Source organism: Aureimonas psammosilenae, from assembly GCF_009176975.1.
Lineage (GTDB): Bacteria > Pseudomonadota > Alphaproteobacteria > Rhizobiales > Rhizobiaceae > Plantimonas > Plantimonas psammosilenae.
In genome coordinates this window covers 41026-67036 of the sequence record NZ_WEZG01000012.1, presented here as the reverse complement: position 1 = coordinate 67036, position 26011 = coordinate 41026, and the positions used below count along the sequence as shown (strand labels likewise).

Below are 26011 nucleotides of genomic sequence, written 5' to 3'. Positions count from 1 at the left end.
TCCGATGGTTCAAAACGATCTTCCGAGGCATTTCCTCGACATCTCCGCGCTGCCTGCAGCCGACCTCACCGGCATTCTCAGCGATGCCGCGCGCCGCAAGGGCCTCGGCCGCGCCGGCGACAAGCCGCTCGCCGGCCGCATGTTGGCGATGATCTTCGACAAGCCCTCGACCCGCACCCGCGTGTCCTTCGATGTCGCCATGCGTCAGCTCGGTGGCGAGACCCTGTTTCTGTCGGGCTCCGAAATGCAGCTCGGCCGTGCGGAGACCATCGCCGACACGGCCCGCGTCCTGTCGCGCTTCGTAGACGCCATCATGATCCGCACCACGGCGCACGACCGCCTGACGGAAATGGCGGAGTTCGCCACCGTGCCCGTCATCAACGGCCTCACCGACGACACCCACCCCTGCCAGATCATGGCGGACATCATGACCTTCGAGGAAAAGCGCGGGCCCGTGAAGGGCCGCACCTTCGCCTGGGTCGGCGACGGCAACAACGTCCTCAACTCCTTTATCGAGGCGACGAGCCGCTTCGGCTTCTCCTTGCGCATCGCGACGCCGGAAGGCTCGGAAGCCGATGCCGGGCGCATCGCCAGGGCGCGCGGGGAAGGGGGCTCGATCCTCACCACGCTCGACCCGGTCGAGGCCGTCGCGGGCGCCGATTGCGTCGTCACCGACACCTGGATTTCGATGGGCAAGGAACACGTGGCGCGCGGCCACAACGTCTTCGCGCCATATCAGGTGAACGAGCGCCTGATGGCCCATGCCAAGCCCGACGCCCTTTTCATGCACTGCCTTCCCGCCCATCGCGGGGAGGAAGTGACGGACGAGGTCATCGACGGGCCGCAATCGGTGGTGTTCGACGAGGCCGAGAACCGCCTCCACGCCCAGAAGTCCATCCTGGCATGGTGCTTCGGCGCAACTACATAAGCGGCATGACAGAATCCGAAGCATTCGAGGGCGCAGGCTCTCCCCATCATCTCGGCGAGTTCGGTTTTGCGGGCGACGACGCGGTGGTGCCCTTCACCGTGGAAGGGCTCGACTCGCGCGGCCGCGCCGTGCAGCTCGGCCCGATGCTCGACACCATCCTGGCGCGGCACGACTATCCGCCCGAGGTCGCATCGCTTCTGGCCGAGATGATCGTTCTGACGACGCTGCTCGGCTCGTCGCTGAAGTTCAACGGCAAGTTCATCGCGCAAACGCAGACGAACGGCCCCGTCGATCTTCTGGTGGTGGACCTGACGGTGCCGTCCAGCGTGCGCGCCTATGCGCGCTTCGATGCCGAGCGTCTGGCCACGGCGCGGGGGGAGGGGAAGACGTCCTCCGCCGAGCTTCTGGGCAACGGCATCCTGGCGCTGACCGTCGACCAGGGCGAGCATACCCAGCGCTATCAGGGCATCGTGGAACTGAACGGCACGAGCCTGGAAGCGGTCGCGGAAGGCTATTTCCGCCAGTCCGAGCAGATCCCGACCACGGTGCGCCTGGCGGTGGCGACGATCCGTAGGCGGGCGGAAGGCGGCGGCTTCAGCCAGGGCTGGCGCGCCGGCGGCGTCATCGCGCAGTTCCTGCCCGAAGCCCCCGACCGCATGCGCCAGCCGGACCTGCCGGGCGGTGATGCGCCGGAAGGCTCCGAGGATGCTGCTCTCGATCTTGGCGAGGACGACGCCTGGACGGAGGTGAAGTCGCTCGTCGGAACCGTGCATCCGTCCGAACTGACCGACCCGGAGGTCGGCGTCGAGCGGCTGCTGTTCCGCTTGTTCCACGAGCGCGGCGTTCGTGTTTTCGAGGCGACGCGGATGCTGGACGACTGCACCTGCTCGCGCGAGCGGATCAAGGAGGTCCTGTCGAACTTCACGGCCGAGGAAATCCAGGACTCCGTCGAGAATGGCCAGATCGATGTGACCTGCGAGTTCTGCTCGACGCATTACAGCTTCGCACCGGAAGAGTTCGAACGCTGAACAACGGGAGGCGTGGAGTCGCCTCCCGGTTCCGATCCGTCAGGCCTCGTTGGTGGAGAACGGATCGGTCGAGGGCGTGAACCTGACGGTCCGCTTCTCGCCGAAGGGGACGGTCGCGGGGAAGCGCACGTCCAGTATCCGATCCTTTTTCAGCCTCGCGATGCTGACGCTGTCGGACTGATTGCCGCCGAGCACGTAGAAGCTGGCCTCGTCCTCGCCCGCATAGAAGCCGACATGGCCGTTCGGGCTTCGCAGCCTGTTGGTGCGCCAGAACACCAGAACCGCGCCCATCGTCGGCTCGCAGGCGCGGCCGAACCGGCGCCAGTTGCGCGCGCTCAAAGGGCCGTTCGGCAGGGGCTCGTCCGGCAGGGTGGCCGCGATGCAATGCGCAACGAAGAGGCCGCACCACGGAATGTCGTCGCTGCGGTAATCGAGGTTCAAAGGGGCGGCCCAGTCCAGAATCCTCGGATTGCTGTTCCGCCCTTCGATCTCCTTTGTGCCCATCAGCCGACGGGCTTCCTCGTACCAGGGCAGATCGGTCTTTGACGGCGCTGAGCCCTTGCCTCCAAACAGCAGCCCAAGCGTCGCCGGCCCGATCAGGCCATCCGCTGAGAGACCGTGTCTCTGCTGGAACTCCCTGATCGCGCGGATCGTCAAACGCCCGCGAACGCCGTCCACCGGCCCCGGATCGAGCCCGAGTTCGGCGAGCCGTTTCTGAATTGCGATCACCGTGCCCATGCGCGCCCTCCTTGTCGATGGGTGAGCATAGTGAGGCGCATGGAAGCGGGGATAAGCGGGGGAAGGGGGTGGGCCCGTGTCGTGCCTCGCCTATCTGCTTTGCGACCATGACAGCACCTCCTGCCCTCGACACAGACCGCCATGCCCTGTTTCTCGACTTCGACGGCACGCTCGTCGCGTTCGCGGACGATCCTGCGGCCGTCGCGATCGAGAAGCCGGCTTTGGCCCGGCTCGTGGAGCTTTCCGCGGAACTTGGCGGCGCGCTTGCCATCGTCAGCGGTCGGCGTGTGGTCGATCTCGACCGCTTCCTGTCGCCTCTTCGCTTCGCGGCGGCCGGTGTCCACGGGTTGGAGCGCCGTGCTGCGCCGGAAGCGCCCACGCGGCTCCTCGCCGGCCCGGAAACATTGACGGATGTCCGCCAGGAACTCGTGGCGGCGGTCGCCCTCCATCCTCGTCTGATCTTGGAAGACAAGGGGACGGCGCTCGTTCTCCATTACCGCACCGCGCCGGACCTCGAAGAAGTCGCCTCGGCGGCGATGGCGAAGGCTGTCGCGGGGCGCGGCGATCTCCTGGTGATGAAGGGGCAGGCGATCGTGGAAGTGCATCCGGCCGGCATGGATAAGGGGCGGGCGGTCGCCGACCTGATGGCGCAAGCTCCTTTCGCCGAAAGGATGCCCGTTTACCTCGGGGACGACACCACCGACGAATTTGCGTTGACATGGGTGCGCGAGGCCGGAGGTCTCTCTATCAAGGTCGGTCAGGCACCGAGCGCGGCGGAGTTTCGCTTGAGGGATGTCGCCGCCGTCCACGGCTGGCTGGGCACGGCCTGATGCAGGAAAAGGAAGGGAACACACCGATGGAGAGGGAATCCCGCCTCGTTGTCGTCTCGAACCGCGTCGGACCGCTCAGTGACGAGGGAAAGGCGGGGGGGCTTGCCGTCGGTCTCGCGGACGCGCTTCGCCGTCGTGGCGGGTTGTGGTTCGGCTGGAGCGGCGAAACTTCGGAGGCCGGCACGACGAGCGAGGCGAAGACCGAGGTCGAAGGCGATGTCAGTCTCGTGACCATCGACATGACGGAGCCCCAGGTCGCCGGCTTCTATCTCGGCTACGCCAACCGTTCCTTGTGGCCGCTCCTGCATTACAGGCTTGATCTCGTGCGCTTCGACCGCGAAAGCGAGCGGATGTATCGCGACGTCAATCGCGAGTTCGCCCGCCGTTTGATGGAGCATATCTCCGACGAGGATCTGGTCTGGGTCCACGACTACCATTTCTTCTTTCTCGGCGACGAGTTGCGCAAGCTCGGCTTCCGGGGCCGGCTCGGCTTCTTTCTCCACATCCCCTTTTCGCCGCCGGAAATGTTCGCGGCGCTGCCCGCCGCCAACGACATGGTCCATGCGATGCTGGCCTATGATCTCGTCGGCTTCCAGACGCAGAACGACCGGCGCAACTTTGCCAACTTCTGCAAGCACGAGCTTCACGGGCACAAGGAGCCCGACGACTACGTGCGGGTGGGCGATCGCCACATCCAGGCCAAGGTCTTTCCGATCGGCATCGACGCCGAAAGCTTCGCCGAGTTCGCCGCCTCCGACGAGGCGGAGGAGAATGCCGCGATGCTGCGCAACAGCATCGGCGGGTCGCTGCCCATCGTCGGCGTCGACCGTCTCGATTATTCCAAGGGCATCATCGAGCGTTTCACCGGCTTCGAGCGCCTTCTGGAAGATTATCCCGACCGCATCGGCAAGGTGCAGTTCATGCAGGTCGCACCTTTGTCCCGTTCGGAGGTCGAGGAATATGTCGATCTGCGCGGCGAGTTCGAAGGGCTCGTCGGGCGCATCAACGGACGCTTCGCTTCGCTGGAATGGACGCCGGTCCATATCATGACGACGGGCCTCAGCCGCCGCGCGCTTGCCGGCATCTATCGCGCCGCGCGCGTGTGCATGGTGACGCCGCTTCGCGACGGCATGAACCTCGTCGCCAAGGAGTTCATCGCCGCGCAGGACGAAGCCGATCCCGGTGTCCTGATCCTGTCGCGTTTTGCCGGCGCGCGGGCCGAACTCGCCGAGGCGCTGATCGTCAATCCGTTCGCCACCGACGACGTCGCCGCCGCGCTCGAGCGAGCGCTCGCCATGCCCCTGGAAGAGCGGCAGGAACGGTGGCGCGCGATGCGCGACAAGGTCTTCGCCAACACGGCCGCAGTGTGGTGTCGCAACTTCATCGAAGCCTTGGAAAAGAGCGGTTCGGCACCAAGCGGGAAGGGCGTTTGACGGCGGCTCGATGCAGGCCTAGAGCGTTGCGCGAAGTCGGGTCGAAGGGGACACACGGATGACCATGCCGCAGGACAAGACGACGCTTTTGAAGGTGCTGCAGGCGCAGCCGGTGATGCCGGTCGTGGCGGTCGCCTCCGCTTCCGAAGCCGTGAACCTTTCGCGTGCGCTCGTCGCGGGGGGCCTCAAAGCCATCGAGATCACGCTGCGCACCTCGGCGGCGCTCGAAGCCATCCGTGCGGTCGCCGCCGAGGTGCCAGAGATCGTGGTCGGGGCCGGGACGATCCTGACGCCGAAGCAGTTCGACGATGCCGAGGAAGCGGGCGCAAAGTTCGTCGTTTCCCCCGGCGCGACAATGGAAGTGCTGGACGCTGCGAAGGGCTCGCCCGCGCCGCTTCTGCCGGGCGCCGCGACCCCGAGCGAGTTGATGGCGATGATCGAGGAAGGCTACGAGGTCCTGAAGTTCTTTCCCGCCGAGCAGCTCGGCGGCGTGCCCTATCTCAAGTCCCTGGCGCCGGTCTTCCAGAACATCACCTTCTGTCCGACGGGTGGCATCTCCATGGCCAATGTCCGCGATTATCTCGCTTTGCCGAACGTCGTCTGCGTCGGCGGCTCCTGGGTCGCGCCGAAGGACACCGTCTCGGCCGGTCGTTTCGACGAGGTGACGCGTCTGGCCGCCGAGGCCGCTGCCCTGACCGCCTGATGCGGCTGGCGCGGGCGGCTCTTCTTTCCCTTCTGGCGCTCGCCGCCCCGCTTGTCGCCGGTTGCAATGCCGGCGCCGATTTCCTGAATGCGGTGACGAGCCGCAGCGGCTACGAGCTTCAGCGCGACATCCGCTACGCGCCCGGAAAACGCGGAACGCTCGATCTTTATCTGCCGGCCGAGATGGGACCGCGAACGCCCGTGGTCGTCTTTATCTATGGCGGCGCCTGGGACTCGGGCTCGAAAAGCATCTACCGCTTCGTCGGCCAATCCCTGGCGAGCGCCGGCATCGCCGTGGCGGTGCCGGACTATCGCGTTTACCCGGAAGTGTGCTTCCCCGATTTCGTGAAGGACGCGGCCGAGGCCGTGGCCTTCGTGGACGAGGCCGCGAAGAAGGGCACGCAAGGGTTTCCCGCAGGCCGGCATCCGCTTTTCCTGATGGGGCATTCGGCCGGTGGCGAGATCGCCGCGCTTCTGGCTTTGGACGAGCGCTATCTCAAAGCGGCCGGCATGTCGCCGAAGAGGTTGTCGGGCCTGATCGGCCTCGCCGGCCCTTACGATTTCCTGCCGTTGAAGGAAGAGCGCTACAAGCGCATCTTCCCGCCGCAAACGCGGAAGGACAGCCAGCCGGTCAACTTCGTGAACGGCGTCGAGCCGCCGGCTCTGCTTCTGGCGGGAAGCGCCGACCGGACGGTCGATCCGAAGAACACGCTGTCGCTCGCCAAGCGCTTGCGGGAAGCCGGCAGCCCGGTCGAAACCGACATCCTACCCGGCGCGGACCATATCTCGGTGCTGAGCGGTCTGGCCACGGCGCTGCCGGTCGGCGAGCGGTCGGTGCGCGACAGGGTCATCCAGTTCGTGAGGGTACGTTCTTGAACACCGATCTTTCGCAATGGACGGCGCGTCCGCGCCCCGACGACACCCCGATGGAAGGGCGCTTCGTCACCGTCGAACCGATCGTGGACGACCGGCGCTTCGACGAGCTCTTCGAAGCCTTCGCAGCCGACAACGGCGATATGTGGCGCTGGCTCGCCTACGGGCCGTTCGGCGACGCGCAAGACTTCCGACGCTTCGCGGAAGGGTTCTATTTCACTGATGACCCTAAGTTCCACGCGGTCGTGCCGAAGGAAACCGGACGTGCGGCGGGCGTCGCTGCGCTGATGCGCATCGTGCCGGCGGACGGCGTAATGGAGATCGGGCACATCGCCCTGTCGCCCTCGCTTCAGCGGACCCCGGCGACCACGGAGATGCAATATCTCATGATGCGCCGCACGTTCGACGAACTCGGCTATCGGCGCTACGAGTGGAAGTGCAATTCCCGCAACGAGCCGTCGAAGCGCACGGCTGCGCGGCTCGGTTTCAGCTACGAGGGCTTGTTTCGCCAACACATGGTGACGAAGGGCGAGAACCGCGACACGGCTTGGTTCTCGGTGACCGACGGGGACTGGCCGGCGTTGAAGGCGGCCTTCGAGGCGTGGCTGTCGCCGGAGAACTTCGACGGCGACGGCAGGCAGATCCGGTCTCTCGAATCCTTCCGCTGACGAAGGGGCGTTCCCGTCAGCTCTTGGCGGGAACGATGGTGATCAGCTCGTTCGGCGGGTAGACGCTTTCGAACATCACGCCGTCGCCCGGCGCGAATTCCAGAACCTTATGGCCGCCGGCATCCGCCATCACCAGGGTGCCGCTCGGCGTGGAGCCCCAATAAGCGATCCGGGCGAGGCTCGGCGACTTGGCGCAGTCCGGCCCGAGCGGCGCCGACGACATGGCGCCGTCTTCGGGCGGCATCACGGTCTTGCAGGACGCCCCGGTCTTCAGGTCGATGAGACGCACCGCGCCGTTCGGGTTCTTGTCCCCCGCGGCCTGCAGCGGCGCGACGCTGCCCGTGATCTCCGGGTCGATCACCACCATCTCGCTGTTCACGCCCGTTCCGGCGATGGTGGCGCGCCCTTGCAGGCTCGACGCCAGCAACACGCCGACAATTCCCACGCCGATCGTGATCGCGGCAAACTTCATGACCAAAATCCTTCGATCGCCTGACCAAGTCGGAACATTACGAACGAAAGGTTAACCAGAACTTACCGAAACCTTCCCGGCAGGAAACGGGATCTTCAGGCGTTCGGGTTGGCGACCCCGGCGGTTTCGGTGACCGGCGTCACCGGCGGCTTGCCGTCGAACCAGGCGGTGAGGTTGTCGATCACCACCCGTCCCATGGCGCGCCGCGTTCCGCGCGAGGCGGACGCGACATGGGGCAGCAGCACCGCGTTCGGCAGGTCGATCAGTTCCTGCGGCACATGCGGCTCGCGCTCGAAGACATCGAGGCCTGCCGCCGCGATCGTGCCGTCCTTGAGGGCGGCGATCAGCGCCGTCTCGTCCACCACCGTTCCGCGACCGATATTGATGAGAACGCCGTCGGGCCCGAGCGCCTTCAGCACCTCGGCATTCACGGCACCGATCGTGCTCTCGCCGCCGGGTGCGGCCACGATCAGCGTATCCACCGCGCTCGCGAGGCTCTTCAGGTCCGGGTGATATTCATAGGAAACGTCGCTGCGCTGCGAGCGGTTGTGATAGGCGATCGTCAAGCCGAAGGCTTCCACGCGCTTGGCGATGGCGAGCCCGATGCGGCCGAGCCCGAGGATGCCGACCCGCCGCCCGCGCAACGTCAAGGGCGTCAGGCGGTAAGGGCGCTCCGGCCAACGGCCTTGGCGCAGATGGACTTCGGAGGCGGAGAGTTCGCGCACGGTGTTGATGAGAAGGCCGAGCGCGGTGTCGGCGACTTCTTCTGTGAGGACGTCGGGGGTGTTGGTCACCATGATGCCGCGTTCCGCCGCCGCGCCCGCATCCACGCCGTCGTAGCCGACGCCGAAATGGGCGATGATCTCGAGATTGGGCAGGGCATCCATGTTCGCGGCGGTGAAACGGCCTGCGACGGCGGCGCCGCGTACCCGCGCACGCTCTTCTCGGCTCAGCGCATCGATCGGCTGCCCGATGCTGGATAGGACATCGAAAGTTTCCTGAAGTTCGGCCAGCGTATCCGGGTTGAAGTCGCGCGTGACCAGAACGGCGACGGATTTCAGGTCGATCATGGCTGCATCCTTCAGGCGGACCAGTCGAAGGCGGAGGAAAGTCGCACCTTCAATTCGGGTGAGATGAGTTCTTCGCTCGTGGCGAAGGCGCTGCCGCCGAGCCGGGCGAGAAGGGCGCTCGCCGCGCGTCGTCCGACTTCCTTCTGGCCGTTGGCGACGGTGGTGAGGGGCGGGGTGGCGATCGCCGCCTCGTCGATGTCGTCGTAGCCCGTCACGGCGATGTCGATGCCGGGGCGCAGCCCTGCGCGCGACAGGCCGTACATCAGGCCGAGCGCCACCAGATCGGAAAAGCAGCAGACGGCCGTCGGCCGCTCATCGATGGCGAGGAATTTGGGCGCGGCGTCGAAGCCGGAATGGCGGGAGCGCGGGCCGGCGATGCGCCATTCGGGGCGGAACTCGATGCCGGCCTCTTCCAGCGCGCGCAGATACCCGGCTTCGCGCAGGCGCCCGGTGGAGGTCAGTTCGGTGCCGCCGATAAAGGCGATGCGCTTGTGACCCTCGCCGATCAGATGGCGGACGGCCATGGCCATGCCCACCGAATCGTCGCCCCGGAAGCTGCCGGCATCCCAGCCTTCCACGGTGCGCGCGATCAACACCACGGGAAGCTCGTTGGATTCGGCAAGTTCCAGATCGGAAGCCGGCGTACCGATGGCGGGCGAGAGAATCAGTCCGTCGGCACCGAGCTGGAGCATCGTGTCGATGAAGGAGCGCTGCTTCGACAGGTCGTCGTAATGGTTGCAGAGAATGAAGGTCTGCCGGTTGCGGTCGAGCTCTCGCTCGATGGCGATCAGGATTTCCCCGAAGAAGGGATTCATGATGTCGTGGACGCAAACCCCGACGATACCGGATTTCGAGGTCCTGAGGCTCGCCGCGCGGCGGTTGTAGATATAGCCCGAGGCGATGGCTTCCGCCTTGATGCGCTCGCGCGTCACCTCCGCGACGAGCGGACTGTCGCGCAATGCCAGCGACACCGTGGCCGTGGACAGGCCAAGAGCCTCGGCGATGGTGGAAAGCTTGACCTTCTGCGCCAAACCGTCAGTCCGGCCGCTGTTGGGATGCCTGATTCATGGATCGTGTATCGCAAATGCCGGTCGCAACGGAAAGCACAAGACAGGCGAAAACTGGTGCCTCGGCTCAAGGAACTTCGTGGGGCACGTCCTTTTCCTCCTCGATCTCGGCCGGTGGGGCTCCGAAATTGGCGTCGATCCGTTTCAGGAGCTTGCGCAGCCTCTTGCGTTCGCGGCCCGAAAAGCCGGCGAAGGCCGCTTGTTCCACCGCCTTCTGTGCCGCCTTGACCTCGCCCACCAGCGCCTCGCCCTTTCCGGTCAGGAAGGCATGGCTCTGGCGCGCATCGTCGGGGGAAGGGCGCTTCTCGATCAGCCCCTGCGCCGAGAGCCGCGCCATGGTCTTGGTGATGGTGGGCGGGCGCACCGCGAGGCGGGTGGCGAGGTCGCGGAGCGAAATCCCGGCATCGTCGTCGAGAGCCAGAAGCACCGCGTCCTGTCCGGGATAAAGATCCTGTTCGGCGAGCCTTGCGGAAAGGGCCGTTCTTCCCGCCCGCGCCGCCAGAAAGAGTTGCGCGAGGACCGAGGTCTTTTTCTTTCGGCCCGTCATGTCGGTTCGCGGCTCCAGTTCCGGTCGCGGCAGAATGAAGAAGCGTAGCCGGCTTGTCTACCGCGCCGGCGAGGTCGACAAGCCCCGTGCAATCCGGCCAAGACCGGCCTATATGCCCGGCACGTCAAGGAGAGATCCGATGTCCGATACGCTCGCGCAGGCGAAAGAACAGATCCCCGTCACCGTCCTCACCGGCTATCTCGGCTCGGGCAAGACGACGCTATTGAACCGCATCCTTTCGGAGGACCATGGTCGCCGCTACGCCGTGATCGTCAACGAGTTCGGCGAGATCGGCATCGACAACGATCTGATCGTGGAATCCGACGAGGAAATCTACGAGATGAACAATGGCTGCGTTTGCTGCACGGTGCGCGGCGATCTCGTGCGCGTCGTGGAAGGGCTGACGAAACGGCGCGGCCGGTTCGACGCCATCGTGGTGGAAACCACCGGCCTCGCCGATCCGGTCCCCGTGGCGCAGACCTTCTTCATGGACGAGGACGTGCGCGCCAAGACCCGGCTCGACGCCGTGGTCGCGCTGGTGGACGCCAAGCACCTGCCGCTTCGCTTGAAGGATTCCAAGGAGGCAGAGGACCAGATCGCCTTTGCCGACGTGGTTCTCCTCAACAAGACCGACCTCGTGACGCCGGAAGAACTCGGGCGCGTCGAGGCGACGATCCGCGCGATCAACCCCCATGCCGTGATTCACCGCACCGAGCGCGCCGCCATCGCCCTCGACCGCGTTCTGGGGCAGGGCGCGTTCGACCTGAAGCGCGTTCTGGACGAGGACCCGAACTTCATCCAGGAAGCCGAAGCCGCGCATGACGACCATGTCTGCGGGCCGGACTGCGACCACGACCATCACGGCCACGGCCACGGCCACGATCATCACGATCACCACCATGGTCACGACCACGCTCATCACGATCATGGCGGGCACGACCACGATCCCGCGCACGAGCATTTCGCGCCCATCCACGACGTGACGGTGAATTCGGTGTCGCTGCGCGCCGGCGAGATGGACCAGCGCAAGCTGTTCCCGTGGATTCAGAAGATCACGCAGGAGCAGGGGCCGAACATCCTGCGCCTGAAAGGGATCATCGCCTTCGCCGACGACCCGGACCGCTACGTGGTGCAGGGCGTCCACATGATCATCGAAGGCGATCATCAGCGGCCCTGGCGTGCCGACGAGAAGCGCGAAAGCCGTCTCGTCTTCATCGGCCGCGAACTGGACGCGAAGGCTCTGGAAGCCGGTTTCCTCGCTTGTCTCGCAAAGCAGCCGGCCACGGCCTGATGCCCTCGGTCGCGCCGTATGCTTTCGGCGGCTTCGTTCAGGAAGCCGCCTTTCTGAAGGATGAGCCGGTCTTCGCGCTGGCCGACGGCACCTTGCGCTTTCCCGCCGGCGGCGAGCGCGTGGTGGAAGCGCATGGCGGCGGCATCACAGCCACGTTCTTCGACGCGGGTGGCGACCGACTGCTGACGGGCGGCGAGGACGGGCGGGTGGTTGCGACCTCTTCGCCCGATCTGAGCCAGGAAGTCGGCAGTGCCGGCCGCAAATGGATCGACACCGTTTGCGCCGGCCCGAACGGCGCGGTCGGCTTTTCCACGGGCCGCAAGGCTTACGTGCGCACGACCGACAGCAAGACGCGGGAGATCGATCTGCCGCGCACGGCCGAGGATCTCGCCTTCGCGCCGAAGGGCCTGCGCCTCGCCGTGGCGCGCTACGACGGCGCGTCCTTGTTCTTCGCCGGCACGGAAAGCCCGCCGACACAGCTCGAATGGAAGGGCGCGCATATCGGCATCGCCTTCTCGCCGGACGGGCGCTTCCTCGTCACCCGGATGCAGGAAAACGCGCTGCACGGCTGGCGTCTCGACGACGGCAAGCACATGCGCATGACCGGCTATCCGGGCAAGGTGAAGAGCTGGTCCTGGTCGGCCAAAGGGCGTTTCCTCGCGACTTCCGGCGCCCCGGCCGCGATCCTCTGGCCCTTTTCCGGCAAGGACGGCCCGATGAACAAGGCGCCGTTGGAACTCGGCACGCGCGGCAATTCCATGGTCACGGCCGTGGCCTGCCATCCCGATGAAGACATGGTCGCGATCGGCTATGTCGACGGCATGATCCTCGCCGTGCGCTTCTCCGACTCCCGCGAAGCGGTGCTGAGACGGGAAGGGACGAGCGCGGTGACCACCATGGCCTGGGACCGGGCGGGCCGACGCCTCGCCTTCGGCACGGAAGAAGGCGAAGCCGGTCTCGTGGATCTGGCTGGTTAGAACAACGAGGCCCTCTAGAATCGAGGGCCTCGCCTGACATCGTGGCTTGATAGGTGGGTCTGCCGCCTCAGGCGACGAGAGCCGCGTTTTCCTCGACCGCATCGATGAGCCGGCCGGTGGGGCGGATCATCCCGCTCGCACCTTTCAACGTATTGTCGGCAAGTTCCAGGCCGAGCATCCGGTGGCGTTCGAAGGGACCCGGCATCGCGAGGCCGGAAGCCTTCGCCGCCGAGAAGCCGAAGCGCTCGTAATAATCGGGGTCGCCGACGAGCAGCACCGCCCGGTGGCCGCGCCAAGCGGCTTCCGCGATCGCGCGGCGCATGAGGCGGGTGCCGAGGCCGAGCCCTTCCGAGCCCTTGGCGACGGCGAGCGGTCCGAGCAGCAGAGCCGGCCGATCGTCGTCACCGGCCGCGACGCTCCACAGCCGCACCGTTCCGACCAGCGTCCCGTTCTCGTCCTTGGCGACGAAGGCGAGGCCCTGCGCCGGCAGGCGATCGCGGCGGATCGCTTCCGACGACTTGCGACGGCGCATCGGACCCATCGCCGCATCGAGAAGAGCCTCGCGTGCGGGCATGTCCGAGGGCGTTTCCTCCATGATGGAGACGAGCGAAGAAACCGGCACGGGGCCGGAAAGAAGAAGAGCTTCCGCGAGCATGGAAATTCAACCCCGAAATGGGAGCCGAAGAAGGATGCGCCGGCAGTCGAGCTCCGGCGCAGGCGAAAGGCCCGGCGCCGGAGCGTCGGGTCAGATCACGTAGGCTCTGAGCGGTTCGAAGCCGTTGAAGGCGACGGCCGAATAGGTCGTCGTGTAGGCTCCGGTGCCCTCGATCAGGATCTCGTCGCCCACCGTCAGCGACACGGGAAGCGGGTAGGGCTTCTTCTCGTAAAGGACGTCGGCCGAATCGCAGGTCGGGCCGGCGAGAACGCAGAGGCTCTTGGCGTCCGCGTCGCGCTCCGTCACGATCGGGTAGCGGATGGCCTCGTCCATGGTTTCGGCGAGACCGCCGAACTTGCCGATGTCGAGGAACACCCAGCGGTTTTCGTCCGCCGCCGACTTCTTCGACACGAGCACGACCTCGGCCTTGATGACGCCCGCGTCGCCGACCATGCCGCGGCCCGGCTCGATGATCGTCTCGGGGATGCGGTTGCCGAAATGGCGTCGCAGCGCTTCGAAGATCGAGCGGCCGTATTCGGCAGCCGAGGGCACGTCCTTCAGGTAACGGGTCGGAAAACCGCCGCCCATGTTGACGAGGGTGAGCTGGATGCCGCGATCGGCCAAGGCGTCGAACACGAAGGCGGCGTCGGCGACGGCGCTATCCCACGCATCGACGTTGCACTGCTGCGAGCCGACATGGAAGGACACGCCGGTCGCCTTCAGGCCGAGCGTTTCGGCATGGGCCAGAACGTCGATCGCCATGGCCGGCACGCAGCCGAACTTGCGCGACAAGGGCCATTCGGCGCCCTTGCCGTCGGTCAGGACGCGGCAGAACACGCGGGCGCCGGGAGCGGCGCGGGCGACCTTCTCGACTTCTTCCACGCAGTCCACGGCGAAGAGCGACACGCCGAGCTCGAAGGCGCGGGCGACGTCGCGCTCCTTCTTGATCGTGTTGCCGTAGGAAATGCGGGACGCGGTCGCGCCGGCATCCATCGCCATCTCGATCTCGGCCACCGACGCGCAGTCGAAGGACGAGCCGAGCGAGGCGAGGAGGCGCAGGATCTCGGGGGCCGGGTTGGCCTTCACGGCGTAGTAGATCAAGGAATCCGGCAGGGCGCGCCGGAAGGCGTTGAAGTTCGCCTCGACCACGTCGAGGTCCACCACGAGGCAGGGGCCTGCGGGACGGCGGGTGGCGAGGAAGTCGATGATGCGCTGCGTGGCCATGGCGTCGATCCTTGGAATCGGCGTTCAAAAGGGTGCGGACAGCCGCGTGCCTTCGCTTGGCGCCGAAAGGGCGCGCGCGAATTCATGCGTCATACCGCGACGACTTGGTGGCTTCACGCAAGGGAATGCGCGTCGCCGTTCAGGTTGTCTGCCTTGGCGTGGAGGGCTTGAACCCGCCGCACTTGGGCAAGGAAGGTGTGCCTCTTCAGAATTCCCGGCTTTGGAGACCGGGAGAGACCAAAAAAGCCCGCACCGTCGTTGCTTTAAGGCGTCCTCGACTTCGCATTGGCTGCGAGGTCGACTGGAGGCGATCTCCAGGACCGGCCCGATTGCCCTCGCATTTGAGGATCGGGGGACGCCCACAGGCTCGTGCGACTTTGGGCAAGCGGCGATATATGCGGGGCGACCGTCACAAACAACAGGTAAAAAGCCTTTCCGTTGATTTTTGCCGCCCAGCGTCGGATGGAGAAAAGGCACTGTTCCGTCCGCGCAACAATCGGCAAGCTTCGGCACAGTTTCGCTCCCTTCGCCAACCTCGGAGACGTCGTGGACACGCTCACCCGAATGCGCGCTTTCATCGCCGTGGTCGAGAACGAGGGCTTCTCGGCGGCGGCGCGCAAGACCGGCCGCTCCAAGGCGCTTCTTTCCAAATATGTGCGCGAACTGGAGGACGAACTCGGCGTTCTCCTCGTCAACCGCACGACGCGCCAGATCGCGCTGACGGCGGCGGGGGAGGTTTATTTCTCGCGCGCGTCCGCCGTGCTCGCCGAACTCGACAACCTGAACGAGGAAGCCCGCGAAGCGACCGGCGAGGCGAAGGGGCGCATCCGGGTCAGCGCGGCGCGCACCTTCGGCGATGCCGAGCTTGGCCGCTGCCTCGTGGATTTCGCCGTCGACCACCCGAACATCTCGCTCGACATCCATCTCGACGACAACTTCGTGGACCTTCTGAACGAAGGCTTCGATGTCGCCATCCGCATGACGCGGCTTGCCGATTCGGCGATGATCGCCCGCCGGCTGGCGGACCTGACCCTTCGCCTTTGCGTCAGTCCCGACGCGCTGGCGCGGCTCGGGAGCCCGGCTCATCCGCAGGATCTGGCGGCGCTTCCCGCCGTAATCGATTCCAATTCGCGCATGTTCTCGAACTGGGCGTTTCGCGATCCGCGAAGCGGTGCGCCGCTCGCCGTCGCTGTATCAGGACAGTTCACGGCCAACAGCCCGGTGACGGTTCGGGCCGCCGTTCGCGCCGGGCTCGGCTTCGGTTTGATCCCCGAATTCGTGGTGCGCGAGGATCTGCGCTCCGGCCGGCTCGCCAGCGTTCTCGACGAGTTCCTGCCGCAGGATGCCGGCATCTATGCCGTTTTCCCGCATCGCCGCCATCTGCCGACGCGCGTCCGGCTGCTGGTGGACTATCTGGCCGCCTGGTTCCGTCGCAATTCCTGCGATGCGGTGGAGAGTGAAGCAGAACTCACGAATCGCTAACCAGTATCGCGGACAATTCGCGGCTCCGGCCGTCGGGACTTTTCGGTTCGGAACACGGGAATGCGAGGAGTGGACCATGCGGCACTGGGCGGTTCTGGGCGTCGGCCTTCTGGGGCTTCTCCTGCCGGGCGGCGCGGAGGCCGCCACGCCGTCTCGCGCGCGTTCTAAGGAAACCACGATCGACGAGCGCTTCGAGCCCGGAACCATCGTGATCCGCACGAGCGAGCGCCGGCTATACCTCGTCACCGGGCCGGCGACGGCCTTGCGCTACGACATTGCCGTCGGGCGGCCGGAAGAGCAATGGTTCGGCAAAAGCTGGGTGTCGAAGAAACGCCTCGACCCGATCTGGATTCCGACGCCCGACATGCGCGCCAAGAAGCCGGAACTGCCGCAATCGGTGGGGCCTGGCCCGAAGAACCCGCTCGGCGTCAGAGCGATGAATCTCGGCTGGGGCATGTATCGCATCCACGGCACCAATTCGCCCAATTCCATCGGCAGCGCCGCTTCGGCCGGCTGCTTCCGCATGCGCAACGCCGACGTTCTCGATCTCTTCGAGCGCGTCAATGTCGGCGCGCAGGTGGTGGTCGAAGAGTAGCCACCCTTCCCGATTTCGGCCATGCTTGTGCGCGACAGCTCCGCGCGTCGAGGGGCCGGCGATCGGGGAAATGGCATTGTTGAAGCATCTGGCGCGTCCCGTCATCGCGCTTGGCGTCATCGCGCTCGCAACAAGCATCGCGAATGCCCATCCGCATGTCTTCGCGGACGCGCGCATGGAGATCGTCGGCAATAGCGACGGCACGCTTCAGGCGGTGCGCAACATCTGGCGGATGGACGAGATGTTCTCGACCTCCGTGGTTCTCGACTACGACAAGAACAAGAACTCCAATCTCGATGACGACGAGTTGCAGGCGGTCGCCGACACGGTGAAGGAATCGATCGCCGAATATTCCTTCTACACCTTCGTGCAGAAGGCGGACGGCGGGCAGGTGAAGATGCAGCCGCCGGAGGAGATTCGCGCGCTCTACCAGGACGGCCAGCTTCTGATCTTCTTCGAGATGAAACCCGCCGAGCCGGTAGACCTGAAATCCACGCCAATCAGCGTCGCCAATTTCGACGAGACATTCTTCACCGCCTTCGAGTTCGCCGACGACGGCTTCCAGCTCATCGGCCTGCCTGCCGCTTGCACGAAGGAGGTCACCGTGCCGGACGAGGACGAGGCGGCGCAGCAATGGATGGCGTCCATCGCCTCCATTCCCGCCGATGGCGAAGTGCCGGAAGACGGCGCGAAATTTGCGCAGGTGCTGGCCACGAAGGCGTCGATCAAATGCGGCTGAAGCCTTTCCACCTCCTCGCCTTCGCGGCGCTCGTCTCCGTTCTGACGGTCGCCGAGCCCGCTCTCGCGCGCTCCTCGCTCGGCATCGGCACGGCCGAGTCGGGCGGGATGCCGACCGGTCCGTTCGCCGGCATGTTTCTTCAGATCAACGCCTGGCAGCGTGAATTCCTGATGGCGCTGAACAAGTCGCTGGTGGGCTTGAAGTCGGGCACCGGCGGCGCGACGCTGCTCGTCGGCATGTCCTTCGCCTATGGCGTCTTCCACGCGGCCGGCCCCGGCCACGGCAAGGCGGTGATTTCCTCCTATCTTCTGGCCGACAAGGTGCAGCTTCGGCGCGGCATCCTCCTGTCCTTCGCCTCGTCTCTGCTTCAGGCCTTCGTGGCGCTCGGCGTCGCCTGTGCCGGGTGGTTCGTCCTGCGCGGTTCGGGCGTGTCGATGACCGACGTGTCGCAATGGCTGGAGGTCGGCTCCTTCGCGCTCGTCGCGGCCTTCGGCGGCTGGCTTCTCTCGCGTAAAGTCGTTCAGATCGCGCGGCGGCCGCGACGGGTGCGGATGAAGGCCTTGTTCGGGCGCAATGACGGTTTCGCCGGCAGCGCGCTGGCTTTCGCCGCGCCGGGAAGCGCGCCGGCCATGCCGATCATGCGGCCCGCTTCCGGGGCCTTCGCGGCGGACGTCTGCGAATCCAGCGACGAGGACGATTGCGGCTGCGGCCGGCCCCACATCGCCGATCCTTCGCGCTTGTCCGGCGAGCGCCTGTCCTTTTCCGGCGCCGTATCGGCGGTTCTGGCCATCGGCATCCGGCCCTGCTGGGGCGCGGTCAGCGTGATGGCCTTCGCGCTGGTGAACGGCCTTGCCTGGGCGGGCGTCGCATCCGTCTTCGCCGTCGCCTTCGGCACCGCGCTGACCGTATCCGCCATCGCGGCGCTGACGGTGCTCGCCAAGGGCGTCGCCTTGCGCCTCGGGCGTGCCGGCGGGCGCTCGCGGCTCGTGATCGACGCGCTGGAGATCACCGGCGCGTCGTTCGTGCTTCTTCTCGGCCTGCTTCTTCTGGGCGGCGCTCTGGCTTAAGCCTGCCGGTTCTTCGCATATTTTCGGCATTCGTCGCCGAAGGCGCGGAAGATCGCGGCAGAGGGCGCGTCGCTCGTCGCGAAATATTCCGGGTGCCATTGCACGCCGAGGGCGAAGCCCTTCGCGCCATCCACCGAGATGGCCTCCACGGTTCCGTCCGGCGCAGTGGCTTCGACGCTGAGGCCTGCCCCCAGACGGTCGATGGCCTGGCGGTGAAGGGAGTTCACGCGGATCGCCGTTTCGCCGACAATGCCAGAGAGCGTTTGCCCGGAAACCGAAACGTCCTGCCGGATCGCGAAGCGTCCGTCCTGTTCGGGATGTTCCGGGGCGCGGTGGTCCATCCGACCATCCTGCTCCTGGATCTCGGTGGCGAGCGAGCCGCCATGCACGACGTTGAGTTCCTGCAGCCCCCGGCAGATCGCCAGAAGCGGCACACCCATCTCGATCGCGCCGCGCATCAGGGCGTCCGTCAGCCGGTCGCGATCGGTGTCGAAGGGCTCGTGGGCGGGGGACGGCTCGACGCCGTAGCGCGACGGGTGAACGTTGGAGGCGGAACCCGTGACGAGAACGCCGTCGACGCGGGCGAGGATGGACGCCACGTCGAACTCTTCGGCGAGAGCCGGCACGATCAGGGGCACGACCCCGCCGACGCGAAGCGCCGCCTTCAGATAGGTGTCGGGGCTCGCATGCCAGCTGTAATTGCCGAAGTCGCGGACATCGGCGGGAACGGCGACGAGCGGAGCGTCGAGCGGCATGGCCTTCTCCTTTGAACGGCGCGAGAAGCACCACGCCTGATGGTCGCCGTCAACGGTCGCGGCAGGGTGGGGCCGCCTCGATGGCGCGCGCCTTTCGCCGGGCTTTACCCGCCTCTTGTCGGCGGCTATGCCTGCCTCCGCCTTCAAAAAGCACGGTTATCCTTCGATGCAGGGCTAAGGTGCCGATTCGGCGCGTCCAGCGCGGGTCGGCGGATTTGCCGCTCGTCGTCAGATCTCGCGGATAAGGAAATCGAGGGTTGATGAACCGTCGTCGTTTCATTCGGGGTGGAGCGTCCGGCGCGTTGGGGGTGGCGGGCGTTTCCGCGCTCGCCGCGCCGGCCTTGGCGCAAAGCGCGCCGAAGGTCCGATGGCGCTGTGCCTCGTCCTTCCCAAAGTCCCTCGACGCGATCTATGGCGCGGCGGAGGATGTCGCGCGCTATGTCCGCGAGGCGAGTGACGGGGCGTTCGAGATCCAGACCTTCCCGGCCGGCGAGATCGTGCCCGGCCTTCAAACCGCCGACGCCGTTTCGGGCGGCACCGTCGAGATGTGCCATACGGCGTCCTACTATTCGGTCGCCAAGGACCCGACCTGGGCGCTCGGCGCGGCCGTGCCCTTCGGCCTCAACGCGCGCGCCCTGAATGCTTGGCTTCATGCGGGCGGGGGGCTCGACCTCCTCAACGAATTCTTCGCGACGCAGGGGCTGCATTATCTGCCGGGCGGCAATACCGGCACGCAGATGGGCGGCTGGTTCCGGCGCGAAATCAACGCCGTGCAGGACCTGAAAGGGCTGAAGATCCGCGTCGCCGGCCTTGCCGGACAGGTTCTCGCCAAGCTCGGCGCCGCGCCCCAGCAGATCGCGGGCGGGGAAATCTATCAGGCGCTGGAGCACGCCACCGTCGACGCGGCCGAGTGGATCGGCCCCTATGACGACGAGAAGCTCGGCTTCGTGAAGGTCGCGCCCTTCTACTACTATCCGGGCTGGTGGGAGGGCAGTCTGTCGCTCTGCTTCTTCGTCAACAAGGCCGAGCACGAGAAACTGCCGGCCGCTTACCGCAGCATTCTCGCCACCGCTTCGCGCGCGGTGACGCTGGAAATGCTGGCGAAATACGATCTCAAGAATCCGGCGGCGTTGAAGCGGCTCGTCGCGGCGGGCGCGCAGTTGCGTCCCTTTCCGCAGGATGTCCTCAACGCCTCCTTCGATGCCGCCAATCAGGTCTATGGCGAGATCAACGGCAAGAATGCCGCCTTCAAGAAAATCTACGATTCCATGATGGCCTTCCGGGCCGAGACCTACCTTTATCAGCAGGTGCCCGAATACACGTTCGACACCTTCATGATGATCAAGCAGCGCGAAGGCGCGCTTGGCGGGCGCTGAGGCGCCGCCGAGCCTCCAACACGCTCAGAACTCGGCCCAGTCCGCCGTTTCAGGTTTCGCCTGCGCCGTTTGGCGCATCTGCCTGACGGGAGCGGGCGCTGTGCGTGCCGTGCGCCGGGCCGGTGACGCCGGGGCTTGAACGCCGGGCGCGGCGGAGATGCGGAAGACTTCCGTGGTTCGCGCGAGCTGCTCGGTTTCGCCGGACAGCGACTGCGCGGCGGCGGTCGTTTCCTCCACCATCGCCGCGTTCTGCTGCGTGACCTTGTCCATCTGGTCGGCGGCCGTGGAGACTTCGCGCAAGCTCACGGCATGTTCGCGGGCGCCGGCCGCGATCTCCGCGATGGCTGCCGCGACACCGCCCACCTGTTCCACGATGCCGGTCAAGGCACGGCCGGAAGCGGAAACGAGTTCGACGCCCGTCCCGACCTGTACCGAGGACGCCGAGATCAGGGTCTTGATCTCCTTGGCGGCTTCCGCCGAGCGTTGCGCGAGGCCCCGCACTTCCTGCGCCACCACCGCGAAGCCGCGACCCGCCTCGCCGGCACGGGCGGCTTCCACGCCCGCATTCAGGGCGAGGAGGTTCGTTTGGAACGCGATCTCGTCGATGACGCCGATGATCTTGCCGATCTCGGCCGAAGATCGCTCGATCTCGCTCATCGCCGCGACAGCCTTGCCGACCACGGTGCCGCCGCGTTCGGCCTCGGTCTGGGCGAGCGTCGCGGCGGCGCGCACGTCGTCGGCGGCCTGCGCCGTGTGGTTCACGCCGCGCGTCACTTCGGACAGGGCGGCGACGGTTTCCTCAAGGCTCGCGGCCTGCTGCTCGGTGCGCTGCGACAGGTCACTTGCGGCGATCGTGATCTCTTCGAGGCCGACCCTGATCGATGAGATCGAACCGACGACGGAGCCGATCGCGGTCTCCAATTGGCCGACGGACGTGTTGAAGATCTGGCGGATCGGCTCGAACTCCGCCGCGACAGCGCTATCCATGCGGACCGTGAGGTCGCCGGCGGCAAGCCTTTCGAAGCCGGCCTCGACGCCATGGACGAAGGCGCGCAGGTCTTCCGCCTTGGCGTGTTCGATCGCCGTCTGCCGGTCGCGCTGCGCTTCCTGATCGCTGGCCTGGCGTGCCTTATCGGCCCGGAGGCTCTGTTGCTCGATCATGGAATGGCGCAGACTTTCGATGGCGCGGGCCATGCGGCCGATCTCGTCGCCCCGATGCTTCTGGGGAACTTCGAGATCGGTTCGGCCATCGGCCACCTCGCCGACGATCGCCGTCATGCGTTTCAACGGGGCGAGCATCCGGGCCGTGGCCCAAAGCAGCGCAGCGCCGACAAGGGTGACGAGCACAACAGAGATCACCGAAAGCGCCATGCGCAAGCGGTTCACGGACAGAAGGAACTCGGCCTTGGGGATGCCGACATAAAGCACGCCGATCGTTTCGCCCGCCGCGTTCTTGATCGGATCGTAGGCGACGAAGAAGGGCGTGCCGAGGATTTCGGCCTCGCCGCGATAGGTTCGGCCGGCGCCGAGCACCGCGTCCTGCACCGGGCCCTTGGCGAGCTTCGTGCCGACGGCGCGCGAGCCGTCCGGCTTTTGGACGTTGGTGGTGATTCGCGTGTCGCCCATGAACACGGTCGCCGTGCCGCCCACCAGTTCCTTGATCTTATCGACCGGTTCGGTGAAGCCGTTCAACGCGCGCTCACCGGCATAAAGCGTCTCGCCGTCGCGCCGGAAGCCTTGCCCGTAGCCGCTCAGGACATGCCACGCGATCCGCATGTTCGTTTCTTGTTCGCTGGCGGCGTCCTTGCCCGCTTCCTGCGTCATCACCATCCCGGCGATGACGACGACGAGCAAGGCGAAGGTCGATAGCCCGGTCAGCGCCAGTGCGACGATCTTGGCGGGGAGGGGGATATTTCCGATCCTTGTCGTCATCGTTTTACCGGGTTCTTCTCTATTGACGTTCCGCTTCACCGCTCCAGAAGGCCGGATAATTATGAAAAAATGTCTATATATCAGTTGGTTGTCCTGCTAACCAATCCGGCGTCCGACGTTTCGCTGTCCAAGCCTCGCACTTCCGAGGGCAAGTAAATGCGGGCGATGCGGCTGGTTTTCGTTCGCGTCCGACTGCCCCTCGGCGGATAATGAGCTAGCTTCATCCCGCTGCGACGAGGGCTGGATGAATGCGAGGCGCAAGGGATTCCGATAGAGTGGCGAAGCCTCCGCGCCCCAAGCCCATCAACGGCGACTGGCTGTTTCGCGCCGCCGCCCATTACCTCGAGCGCTATGCGAGCTCGGCCGATAATCTCCGCCGCGTCCTGCGCCGCAAGATCGACCGGCGTCTCGAAACGCATGACGATCCGCCGGACGATGACGCGCGGGCGGCCCATGCGCAACTGATCGAGGAAACGCTGGAGCGTTTCGCCGAACTGCGGTTGGTCGACGACAAGGCCTTCGCCGAAGCCAAGCTGCGCAGCCTTCGGCGCGTCGGCGCTTCCAGCCGGCAGGCGGCGGCGAAACTCAGCCAGAAGGGCGTCGACCGCACGACGGTCGAGGATGCGCTGCGGGACGACGAGACCAGCGACCGCGAAGCCGCGCATCGCTACGCCAAGCGCCGCCGCTTCGGGCCGCACCGGATGCGGGACCGCAAGGAAAGGCGCGAGCGCGACATCGCAGCCATGATGCGCGCCGGCTTCGCCCTGGCCGATGCGCGGGCCGCGATCGACGGCGAACCGGAGGAGGACTGACGAGAATCGCGGAACGATCCGCGCTTTCCCTCCGTTAGCGGGCCATGATGACACCGATGAACGAACCGAACGCCTTCGGGCGAAGGCTTCGTCTCGGGCGACACGGAAGGAAAGCGCAATGCCGAAGATCAACGAGGCCAAGATCGCCATTCTCGCCACGGACGGCTTCGAACAGGTCGAACTCACCGAGCCGCAGAAGAAGCTGCAGGAGGCCGGCGCCACGGTTCACGTCCTATCCGTCAAGGAAGGCTCGATCAAAGGCTGGGACGAGACCGATTGGGGCGAGGCGGTGAAGGTCGACCGTCTGGTGACGGAAGCGAAGGTTTCCGACTACGACGCGCTCGTTCTGCCGGGCGGCCAGATCAACCCGGACAAGCTGCGCACCGAAAAGGCCGCGGTCGCCTTCGTTCGAGACTTCTTCGATACGGGCAAGACGGTTGCCGCCATCTGCCATGGCCCGTGGCTCCTGATCGAGGCGGGCATCGCGAAAGGGCGGGAACTGACCTCATTCGAATCGATCAAGACGGATGTCCGCAATGCCGGCGGCAACTGGGTAGATCGCGAGGTGGTGGTCGATCAGGGGCTTGTCACTTCCCGCAAGCCGGACGATCTGCCGGCCTTTATCGGCAAGATCATCGAGGAGATCGAGGAAGGCCGCCATGAGGATCGCCGCAAGGCGGCTTGAGCGAGAAACTGTTCCGGAAAGAGGCCGGCGCATGGAGCGTCGGCTTTTTCGTCTCCATAGGCGCGTTGCCCGAAGGCTGCGATTTCGTGTAGCGTGGCGACCGGGCGGCACATGCGGCGAGAACAACCGGTGCCGGGGAGGAAGACATGGCAGAACATCCCGGCTTCGATCGGAACGCCGTCGGCGAAATGGATTATCCCGAGCACGAGCGCACCTATGCGCGCTTCCTGTGGCTGGTGAAATACGGCACGATCGGGGTGGTCGGCATCCTTGTGTTCATGCTCGTCGCGCTGATCGCCAATGGTGGTTTTATCGGCGGCATCGTCACGGCGGCTATCTTCATCGCCGTTGCTTCCTTTGTAATGCGGACGGGCGAAACCCATTCGATGAAGCATTGACGTTTCGATAGGCATTTGCCCACGCTGATCGTGGATGGAGCAATAAAACGCCGATCGAGCCTTGCCCGAGATCACCGAAGGGCGTATCTCCAAGCATCCCAGCGACGTGCGGGAGAGACTGGCCGAAAGGCCGGCGCCGAAGGAGCAACCGCCCCGGAAACTCTCAGGCAAAAGGACCGCACGCAGCATAGAACATCCGGAGAGTGGTGACCCATCCATGGGCGCCCGCCGAAGGAGAAAGCGCAGCGGAAAGAGGTTTTCCGCGCGTGAAGCTCTCAGGCTCGTGACGGAGGGGCGATTCGACAGGAAACCTTGCGTGGGTTTCCGGAACAAGGATCGCCCATGACCTCCGTTGCCGTTGTCGGTGCCGGCATCACCGGTATCACCACCGCCTACAAGCTGCGCCGCCTCGGCTTCGACGTGACGGTCTTCGACCGCCAGTCCTATGCGGCGATGGAAACCTCCTTCGCCAATGGCGGACAGCTATCCGCCTCCAATGCAGAAGTCTGGAACCATCCCTCGACCTTCCTGAAGGGCATGAAGTGGATGCTGCGCAAGGACGCGCCGCTGCTCGTCCATCCCGCGCCCACCTGGCACAAGCTGTCCTGGATGGCGGAATTCGTCGCCGCGGCCCGCAATTATCGCGAGAACACGATCGCGACCGTCCGCATGGCCATCGCCGCCCGTGAGCATCTGATCGAGATGGCGAACGAAGAGGGCGTCGACTTCGATCTCGTGAAGCGCGGCATTCTCCATGTCTACGAAAGCAAACCCGAGTTCGAGCATGGCCTCAAGGTCAACGAGATGCTGCGCGAGGGTGGCCTCGACCGCCGCGCCCTGACGCCGGACGAGATCCACGCGATCGAGCCGGCCATCAAGGGGCGCTTCCACGGCGGCTTCTTCACCGAAAGCGATTTCACCGGCGATATCCACAAATATTCGCGCGGGCTGGCGGAAGCCTGCCGCCGGCTCGGCGTGACCTTCCGTTACAATGTGCAGATCGACAAGCTGGCGGCGACGGGCGAGGGCATCCACATCGACCTGTCGGTGAAGGGGCTGCCGGAACATGCGCGCTTCGACAATGTGGTCGTCTGCGCCGGCACGCAGAGCCGCCGCTTCGCCGCGATGCTCGGCGACCGGGTGAACATCTATCCGGTGAAGGGCTATTCCGTCACCGTGGTCATGGACGACGACGAAAGCCGCGCCGCCGCGCCCTGGGTCTCGATCCTCGACGACAAGGCCAAGATCGTCACGAGCCGTCTCGGGCCGGACCGCATGCGCATCGCCGGCACGGCCGAGTTCGCCGGCGAGAACCGCGATATCCGCATGGCGCGCATCAAGCCGCTGGTGGATTGGTGCCGTCATCGCTTCCCCGACATGGGAACGGCGGCGGTTCTGCCTTGGGCGGGCCTTCGCCCGATGATGCCGAACATGATGCCGCGCGTCGGCGCGGGCAAGCGGCCGGGTGTCTTCTACAATACGGGCCACGGCCATCTCGGCTGGACGCTCTGCGGCATCACGGCGGAGATGGTGGCGAACACCGTCCAAGCTGCCTCGCGCCGCACGAGCGTGCCCGTCGGCAAGGCCGATCCGGCCAAGATCGAAGGCTTGGCGCATTCGGTTCACTGAGTGAGACGGGGCGGTCCGCGACGGGCCGCCCCTTTTCA

Annotated in this window: 27 protein-coding genes and 1 riboswitch; of the genes, 18 read left to right on the top strand and 9 right to left on the bottom strand. The window is 65.8% G+C overall.

Annotated elements, in window-relative coordinates; all coding sequences use genetic code 11:
* Window positions 1-4: 4 nt before the first annotated feature.
* Together argF and F9929_RS18480 are read left to right on the top strand one after the other, a co-directional pair.
* Window positions 5-928: an ornithine carbamoyltransferase gene (gene argF / locus F9929_RS18485; RefSeq protein ID WP_152048031.1), complete on the top strand. Its 924-nt coding sequence runs from the start codon at window positions 5-7 to the stop codon at window positions 926-928.
* Entirely contained in the window at window positions 925-1956 is a 1032-nt protein-coding gene (locus tag F9929_RS18480; protein WP_407922258.1) for an Hsp33 family molecular chaperone, read from the top strand. Before argF ends, F9929_RS18480 begins: the two co-directional genes overlap by 4 nt.
* A 39-nt stretch (window positions 1957-1995) precedes the next feature.
* Here F9929_RS18480 and F9929_RS18475 read toward each other — a convergent pair whose 3' ends face one another.
* The gene (locus F9929_RS18475) at window positions 1996-2694 is read right to left on the bottom strand and encodes an NlpC/P60 family protein (protein ID WP_152048029.1); all 699 of its coding nucleotides are present in this window, start codon (window positions 2692-2694) and stop codon (window positions 1996-1998) included.
* A gap of 107 nt (window positions 2695-2801) precedes the next feature.
* On the opposite strand from F9929_RS18475, the gene otsB reads away from it, so the two are divergent.
* From otsB to F9929_RS18450, 5 genes are all read left to right on the top strand, one after another.
* Window positions 2802-3524, top strand: coding sequence for a trehalose-phosphatase (gene otsB / locus F9929_RS18470; RefSeq protein WP_152048028.1), 723 nt, complete (start codon window positions 2802-2804; stop codon window positions 3522-3524).
* A 26-nt stretch (window positions 3525-3550) separates the two neighbouring features.
* Window positions 3551-4957: an alpha,alpha-trehalose-phosphate synthase (UDP-forming) gene (locus tag F9929_RS18465; protein WP_152048027.1), complete on the top strand. Its 1407-nt coding sequence runs from the start codon at window positions 3551-3553 to the stop codon at window positions 4955-4957.
* Window positions 4958-5021: 64 nt separating this feature from the next.
* Window positions 5022-5660, top strand: coding sequence for a bifunctional 4-hydroxy-2-oxoglutarate aldolase/2-dehydro-3-deoxy-phosphogluconate aldolase (gene eda, locus F9929_RS18460; protein ID WP_152048116.1), 639 nt, complete (start codon window positions 5022-5024; stop codon window positions 5658-5660).
* Window positions 5660-6535, top strand: coding sequence for an alpha/beta hydrolase (locus F9929_RS18455; RefSeq protein WP_152048026.1), 876 nt, complete (start codon window positions 5660-5662; stop codon window positions 6533-6535). Before eda ends, F9929_RS18455 begins: the two co-directional genes overlap by 1 nt.
* Window positions 6532-7200: a GNAT family N-acetyltransferase gene (locus F9929_RS18450; RefSeq protein ID WP_235919419.1), complete on the top strand. Its 669-nt coding sequence runs from the start codon at window positions 6532-6534 to the stop codon at window positions 7198-7200. The genes F9929_RS18455 and F9929_RS18450 overlap by 4 nt, the downstream gene beginning before the upstream one ends.
* A gap of 16 nt (window positions 7201-7216) precedes the next feature.
* On the opposite strand, the gene F9929_RS18445 is transcribed toward F9929_RS18450, so the two are convergent.
* The 4 genes from F9929_RS18445 to F9929_RS18430 all read right to left on the bottom strand — a co-directional run bounded on the left by F9929_RS18445 (window position 7217) and on the right by F9929_RS18430 (window position 10356).
* Window positions 7217-7672, bottom strand: a complete 456-nt coding sequence (locus F9929_RS18445; RefSeq protein ID WP_152048025.1) for a hypothetical protein — start codon at window positions 7670-7672, stop codon at window positions 7217-7219.
* Between the two features lie 95 nt (window positions 7673-7767).
* On the bottom strand, window positions 7768-8739 hold the full coding sequence (locus F9929_RS18440) for a 2-hydroxyacid dehydrogenase (protein WP_407922257.1): 972 nt from the start codon (window positions 8737-8739) through the stop codon (window positions 7768-7770).
* A 14-nt stretch (window positions 8740-8753) separates the two neighbouring features.
* Entirely contained in the window at window positions 8754-9773 is a 1020-nt protein-coding gene (locus tag F9929_RS18435) for a LacI family DNA-binding transcriptional regulator (RefSeq protein ID WP_152048023.1), read from the bottom strand.
* A 103-nt stretch (window positions 9774-9876) separates the two neighbouring features.
* A complete protein-coding gene (locus F9929_RS18430) occupies window positions 9877-10356 on the bottom strand; it encodes a MarR family winged helix-turn-helix transcriptional regulator (protein WP_235919418.1) in 480 nt (159 codons plus the stop codon).
* 139 nt (window positions 10357-10495) lie between these two features.
* Between F9929_RS18430 and F9929_RS18425 the strand changes: the two genes are divergently transcribed.
* Window positions 10496-11647: a CobW family GTP-binding protein gene (locus tag F9929_RS18425; protein ID WP_152048021.1), complete on the top strand. Its 1152-nt coding sequence runs from the start codon at window positions 10496-10498 to the stop codon at window positions 11645-11647.
* Window positions 11647-12624, top strand: a complete 978-nt coding sequence (locus F9929_RS18420; protein ID WP_152048114.1) for a WD40 repeat domain-containing protein — start codon at window positions 11647-11649, stop codon at window positions 12622-12624. Before F9929_RS18425 ends, F9929_RS18420 begins: the two co-directional genes overlap by 1 nt.
* Before the next feature lie 67 nt (window positions 12625-12691).
* Here F9929_RS18420 and F9929_RS18415 read toward each other — a convergent pair whose 3' ends face one another.
* Both F9929_RS18415 and odc2 read right to left on the bottom strand, forming a co-directional pair.
* Entirely contained in the window at window positions 12692-13279 is a 588-nt protein-coding gene (locus F9929_RS18415) for a GNAT family N-acetyltransferase (RefSeq protein ID WP_152048020.1), read from the bottom strand.
* A 90-nt stretch (window positions 13280-13369) separates the two neighbouring features.
* On the bottom strand, window positions 13370-14503 hold the full coding sequence (gene odc2 / locus F9929_RS18410) for an ornithine/lysine decarboxylase (protein ID WP_152048019.1): 1134 nt from the start codon (window positions 14501-14503) through the stop codon (window positions 13370-13372).
* Between the two features lie 546 nt (window positions 14504-15049).
* Between odc2 and F9929_RS18405 the strand changes: the two genes are divergently transcribed.
* From F9929_RS18405 to F9929_RS18390, 4 genes are all read left to right on the top strand, one after another.
* Entirely contained in the window at window positions 15050-15985 is a 936-nt protein-coding gene (locus tag F9929_RS18405; protein WP_235919417.1) for a LysR family transcriptional regulator, read from the top strand.
* A 76-nt stretch (window positions 15986-16061) separates the two neighbouring features.
* Window positions 16062-16580, top strand: a complete 519-nt coding sequence (locus tag F9929_RS18400) for a L,D-transpeptidase (protein ID WP_152048018.1) — start codon at window positions 16062-16064, stop codon at window positions 16578-16580.
* Window positions 16581-16650: 70 nt separating this feature from the next.
* Entirely contained in the window at window positions 16651-17319 is a 669-nt protein-coding gene (locus tag F9929_RS18395; RefSeq protein WP_152048017.1) for a DUF1007 family protein, read from the top strand.
* Window positions 17310-18386: a nickel/cobalt transporter gene (locus F9929_RS18390; protein WP_193227825.1), complete on the top strand. Its 1077-nt coding sequence runs from the start codon at window positions 17310-17312 to the stop codon at window positions 18384-18386. The genes F9929_RS18395 and F9929_RS18390 overlap by 10 nt, the downstream gene beginning before the upstream one ends.
* Here F9929_RS18390 and F9929_RS18385 read toward each other — a convergent pair.
* Window positions 18383-19141, bottom strand: a complete 759-nt coding sequence (locus F9929_RS18385; protein ID WP_152048015.1) for a gamma-glutamyl-gamma-aminobutyrate hydrolase family protein — start codon at window positions 19139-19141, stop codon at window positions 18383-18385. The genes F9929_RS18390 and F9929_RS18385 overlap by 4 nt on opposite strands.
* A 260-nt stretch (window positions 19142-19401) precedes the next feature.
* On the opposite strand from F9929_RS18385, the gene F9929_RS18380 reads away from it, so the two are divergent.
* The gene (locus F9929_RS18380; RefSeq protein ID WP_152048014.1) at window positions 19402-20517 is read left to right on the top strand and encodes a TRAP transporter substrate-binding protein; all 1116 of its coding nucleotides are present in this window, start codon (window positions 19402-19404) and stop codon (window positions 20515-20517) included.
* A 24-nt stretch (window positions 20518-20541) separates the two neighbouring features.
* Here the strand turns inward: F9929_RS18380 and F9929_RS18375 are convergent, their stop codons facing one another.
* Window positions 20542-22449 (bottom strand): methyl-accepting chemotaxis protein, encoded by a 1908-nt coding sequence (locus tag F9929_RS18375; RefSeq protein WP_152048013.1) that lies wholly within the window; start codon window positions 22447-22449, stop codon window positions 20542-20544.
* A gap of 275 nt (window positions 22450-22724) precedes the next feature.
* Between F9929_RS18375 and F9929_RS18370 the strand changes: the two genes are divergently transcribed.
* The 4 genes from F9929_RS18370 (at window position 22725) to F9929_RS18355 (ending at window position 25973) form a co-directional block, all read left to right on the top strand.
* Window positions 22725-23261 (top strand): regulatory protein RecX, encoded by a 537-nt coding sequence (locus tag F9929_RS18370; protein ID WP_235919416.1) that lies wholly within the window; start codon window positions 22725-22727, stop codon window positions 23259-23261.
* A 118-nt stretch (window positions 23262-23379) separates the two neighbouring features.
* Window positions 23380-23946: a type 1 glutamine amidotransferase domain-containing protein gene (locus F9929_RS18365; protein ID WP_152048011.1), complete on the top strand. Its 567-nt coding sequence runs from the start codon at window positions 23380-23382 to the stop codon at window positions 23944-23946.
* A 146-nt stretch (window positions 23947-24092) separates the two neighbouring features.
* Window positions 24093-24344 carry an aa3-type cytochrome c oxidase subunit IV gene (locus F9929_RS18360; protein ID WP_152048010.1) on the top strand — a complete coding sequence of 84 codons (252 nt, stop codon included), beginning with the start codon at window positions 24093-24095 and terminating at the stop codon, window positions 24342-24344.
* 99 nt (window positions 24345-24443) lie between these two features.
* A riboswitch (glycine riboswitch) is annotated at window positions 24444-24533 on the top strand.
* A 153-nt stretch (window positions 24534-24686) separates the two neighbouring features.
* Window positions 24687-25973 carry a D-amino acid dehydrogenase gene (locus F9929_RS18355; RefSeq protein ID WP_152048009.1) on the top strand — a complete coding sequence of 429 codons (1287 nt, stop codon included), beginning with the start codon at window positions 24687-24689 and terminating at the stop codon, window positions 25971-25973.
* The last annotated feature ends 38 nt before the right edge of the window (window positions 25974-26011 follow it).